At 44.3% G+C, this 3,559-nt stretch carries 4 protein-coding genes; all 4 read right to left on the reverse strand.

The annotated features are described in order from the left end of the window. Positions 1-118: 118 nt before the first annotated feature. The 4 genes from NTW12_15350 to NTW12_15365 all read right to left on the reverse strand — a co-directional run bounded on the left by NTW12_15350 (position 119) and on the right by NTW12_15365 (position 3,309). The gene (locus tag NTW12_15350) at positions 119-583 is read right to left on the reverse strand and encodes a hypothetical protein (protein ID MCX5847707.1); all 465 of its coding nucleotides are present in this window, start codon (positions 581-583) and stop codon (positions 119-121) included. Positions 584-617: 34 nt separating this feature from the next. Continuing rightward, complete coding sequence (locus tag NTW12_15355; protein MCX5847708.1) at positions 618-1,112, reverse strand: hypothetical protein; 495 nt, start codon at positions 1,110-1,112, stop codon at positions 618-620. A gap of 659 nt (positions 1,113-1,771) precedes the next feature. Continuing rightward, on the reverse strand, positions 1,772-2,338 hold the full coding sequence (locus NTW12_15360; protein ID MCX5847709.1) for a hypothetical protein: 567 nt from the start codon (positions 2,336-2,338) through the stop codon (positions 1,772-1,774). A 134-nt stretch (positions 2,339-2,472) separates the two neighbouring features. After that, positions 2,473-3,309: a hypothetical protein gene (locus NTW12_15365; GenBank protein ID MCX5847710.1), complete on the reverse strand. Its 837-nt coding sequence runs from the start codon at positions 3,307-3,309 to the stop codon at positions 2,473-2,475. Positions 3,310-3,559: the final 250 nt, after the last annotated feature.

The following is a 3,559-nucleotide window of genomic DNA, read 5'->3' on the forward strand; positions in this document are numbered from 1 at the left end:
TCTTGAGCACTCCTTCTCCTCCTCCTCCACAAATGGTCGGTAAATCCTAAACCACTTTAGCAGGAAGACAACGGCTCCGGGTGGTCAATGTTCGGTTATCACTACCCCCTTCTTCTGATCAATTTTCGGTTATCACAACCACTAATTTCTGCAATATGATATTGTCGAGAGGTATATGGCAGAACCGATAAAGATTATCAAACCCAGGTACTTGATCCTCTCTCATCGTAAAGATATACTTGAAAGTCATGTTGATCCATTTTTGAGCTTGACCAACTGTAAAGGAACTATACCCATGCTTGTTGTAATACCGTGAAAGATCTGAACAGATTGATTGATGCCAACGGTCGAATTCTTCCTGTTCTGCGATGCAGACACAACCTGTCTGTATATCGGAAAAAGACTTCTTTAGATAACCTGAAGTCTCCTGATATAATTGATCTTTGGTCTCAAACCGATCAATTCCGTGGATCGTCCGATTAAAGTCACGATAAGCACGATTGATGCAAGCACCCAGTAAATCATCACTATTGCCGAAGTATAAACGGATAAGATATTCTTCATAATCTTTATGATCAAGCATCTTGTCACCCCCTTGCACTGCAATCAATCGATCATTACTTCACCGCTGTTTGTTTATTGCAAAGCATCTCGAATATCAAATGAATTTCAGGTGCTCTGGGCGTTATGGAATCACAGGATTCTATTGCTGTATTGTGCGACATCACTATTTTTTCATCCTTATCATAATCGGTAAAACCCAATAAACAAGACTTATCAACATTGCATCTCATTTTCCATACAATAATTGTGTAATGTAATCTATCGTAACCTCTTTTTATTATTTCACCTTTTGAACTGCCTTCTTCTATTATAGATTTTATGTGTTCCTCTAGTCCTCTATTGCTATATTCCAATTTTGTCCATACCTTCACACCGTTTGTTGAATTGTTGTCAATGCTATCTCTGTCATAATAAAGAAGATCCCCATTTTTGAATGTTGAAAACAAAGCCCAGTCTACACAAAGGGCCTCCGTCACACACAAACAAGACAGCATCAATCCTGAGAGAATAAATAATACTACGATACTCAATGATTTTTTTGTTCTCATTTGTCATAGCCTTTGAATCACTATTATCCCCTCAGCTTGCAGGGAAAGAAAATTGTCCTCATGTAATATGATGCTTCTATGGTCACGATTCTCTAAAGAATATCACCTCAGACAATAACAAATAATAATATGTATGGATTACTGATGATTGCTAAATTATAGAATAGCCAAAAACACAAAAACCCCGCCCCCTACTGATATCAGCAGGTGCGAGGTTTAATGTTACCTAACATTGTAGCAAATTATAAAAATATGTCAATAGAATATATACTTAATTATTACATATAGTTGCCGGTATGTTAAATTTCATAGTATTTAAATGATTATTTTCTGACACTGATCAAATAAATAGATTATAGTTAGAAAGGATTGATGCCTGTCAAAATTACCTCATGCTTGACTTCAAGGAGTACGCATCAACCGGATGAACTTTATTTTCTCCTGTTCGCCGACAGGGTGGAATGCCCTTTCCTCGCCCAAATAGGCACAATCCCCAAATTCAGGGGACTCAACGCTTAATTATCTTTTAAGCACTGGGTAATTCAGGATTGTTATGTATGCTGTCCCCCGAATATGTATGACTGAATGTTGGCATCCCATAATTAGTTGGGCTCAGAGTAGAATGGAAATGAGTGTCCGGCGAAAATTCCGGCCAAGAGCTAATTCCCACGCCCATGCCCCCCTTGCTTCTTTTCTTCCCGGTCACCACGGCGATCATCTTTCGAGTGTCCGCGATCGTCTCGGCGCTCTTCTTTCCACTGCTTTTTGTCGTGTTTGGCCTGCTTTTTGTCTGCTTTACGCTCCTCTTTCCACGCCTTGTCCGGTTTGAAATGTTTACCCCGGTAACTATCACGATTGTCACGATAGTGCCGGTGCTCTTCATCCCTGATTGCCCGGATCTGTTCGTGATTGTGACGACGCAGACTTTGGGGGAGTTGTTGGTGATTCACTGCCCGCCACGGTCCATTGTAATATTTTCCCCGGTACCAAGCGTTATCGTGAAAGATATAGTAGTTTTTATTTACCCGATAGAGATCATAGGGGGTGCCAACCGCCACATAAAACCCGAGGGACGGTGGCATGATGAAGTCTGGAGGACTGGAGAACACAATCCGTGGCCCTGGTACGCTGACATTCACATTCACGTTTACTTCACCCCAAGCCGCCGATGCCAACGAAAATGCCACCACGGCTACTGCCAGAAGTGTCCGAAAAAACCGTTTCATAACCACCTCCTATTTCTCAGAAATGTCCGTTTAGGACTGTGAATAACAATTATTGCCGTTTGAAATACAGCAACCTCATCATGGTTTAAGAACTACTGAACAGTAAACTTCCTTATGCGGCAATATGCTTCTGTTCAGTCCTGCAGTATGGCGGCAGCTTGCCCGTAGTAATCCATGAGGATAGCGGCGGTGTCCGAACCGGCCTCGGAAAGGATGTTGGACTTCAGCTTCCCAAAATAATTCAATTCATCGACCGCCATCGGCCGCCTGTTTTTTCGGATCCATTCGATCATGGACGGCTCTTCCTCATTCTGAAAGAACCACCTATGGAGATTTCGCTTCCCGCTCAAACGGCTGTATCGTTGGTTGTACCGGTCTTTCATCGTTTCCAGGTTGATGCGCGTAAATCTTACCTTTTCGCCGGTCTTCGGGCTTTGTTGCGAATCCGGCGACATCTCGTCAAACAGAAGAATCTTGGAGTAAAAGTCTGCATGATGGGCCATGACCGCTGCAACAATGTCGGTGTCGGTAAACAGGCGGGTAACAGTAAGATGGACGAGTCTATATAGATGCATCGTCAGATCGAATGCGCTGTCGGCAATTCCCTCGACCACTGCCAGCGAGAAGACCTCGCACAGCCGACGCCCGGCCTTTCTTAAAACTGCGAGACGCTCGGGAAAGATGAGATCGGCAGGCAGCCCCAACCGGGAATCGGGGATAATGCTAACTGTACCCACCGGCTGTCCGGCATTCTCAGCAAGAATGGTCACCGTGTAGGGATGTAAATGATGAATAGTACACCACAACCCGCTCTGGCTTCCAAGCTGTAAATCGTATCCCTTGCTCAGGTAGACGTCATAGACGAGCTTAAATGCCCTCTCGCGCAATGGCTGCGTGTTTGCTATAACGATGTTCCAATCATTATGCGGTCCGAACCGGTATTCATACTCTTCAGGTAATCCGCCACCCAACCTGCATCCTCCTTCAGATCGGAATCCGGAGCCCCATTCGTTAACTCTCTCCTCCGGGGTTCAAAATATCTCCTTTAACCTTATTCCGTTTAGAGACCTTTGCATAACGCCTCTATTCGATAGGGGTAGGAACGATACATTGGTTTGTATCGCCCCTCCCTCCGAACCGGACTGGCGGTTTTCCCGCATCCGGCTCTCCAGTCGGCGGTTTTACCTCATTGAGGACTGGAGCAATCTACGATGGGCTTCC

This window comes from Deltaproteobacteria bacterium, from assembly GCA_026388545.1.
Classification (GTDB): Bacteria; Desulfobacterota; Syntrophia; order Syntrophales; family UBA2185; genus JAPLJS01.

Excerpts from the sequence above, each read along its gene's own strand:
- NTW12_15350 (MCX5847707.1), bottom strand. The coding sequence starts at position 583 with ATGCTTGATCATAAAGATTATGAAGAATATCTTATCCGTTTATACTTC.
- NTW12_15355 (MCX5847708.1), bottom strand. The coding sequence starts at position 1,112 with ATGAGAACAAAAAAATCATTGAGTATCGTAGTATTATTTATTCTCTCA.
- NTW12_15360 (MCX5847709.1), bottom strand. The coding sequence starts at position 2,338 with ATGAAACGGTTTTTTCGGACACTTCTGGCAGTAGCCGTGGTGGCATTT.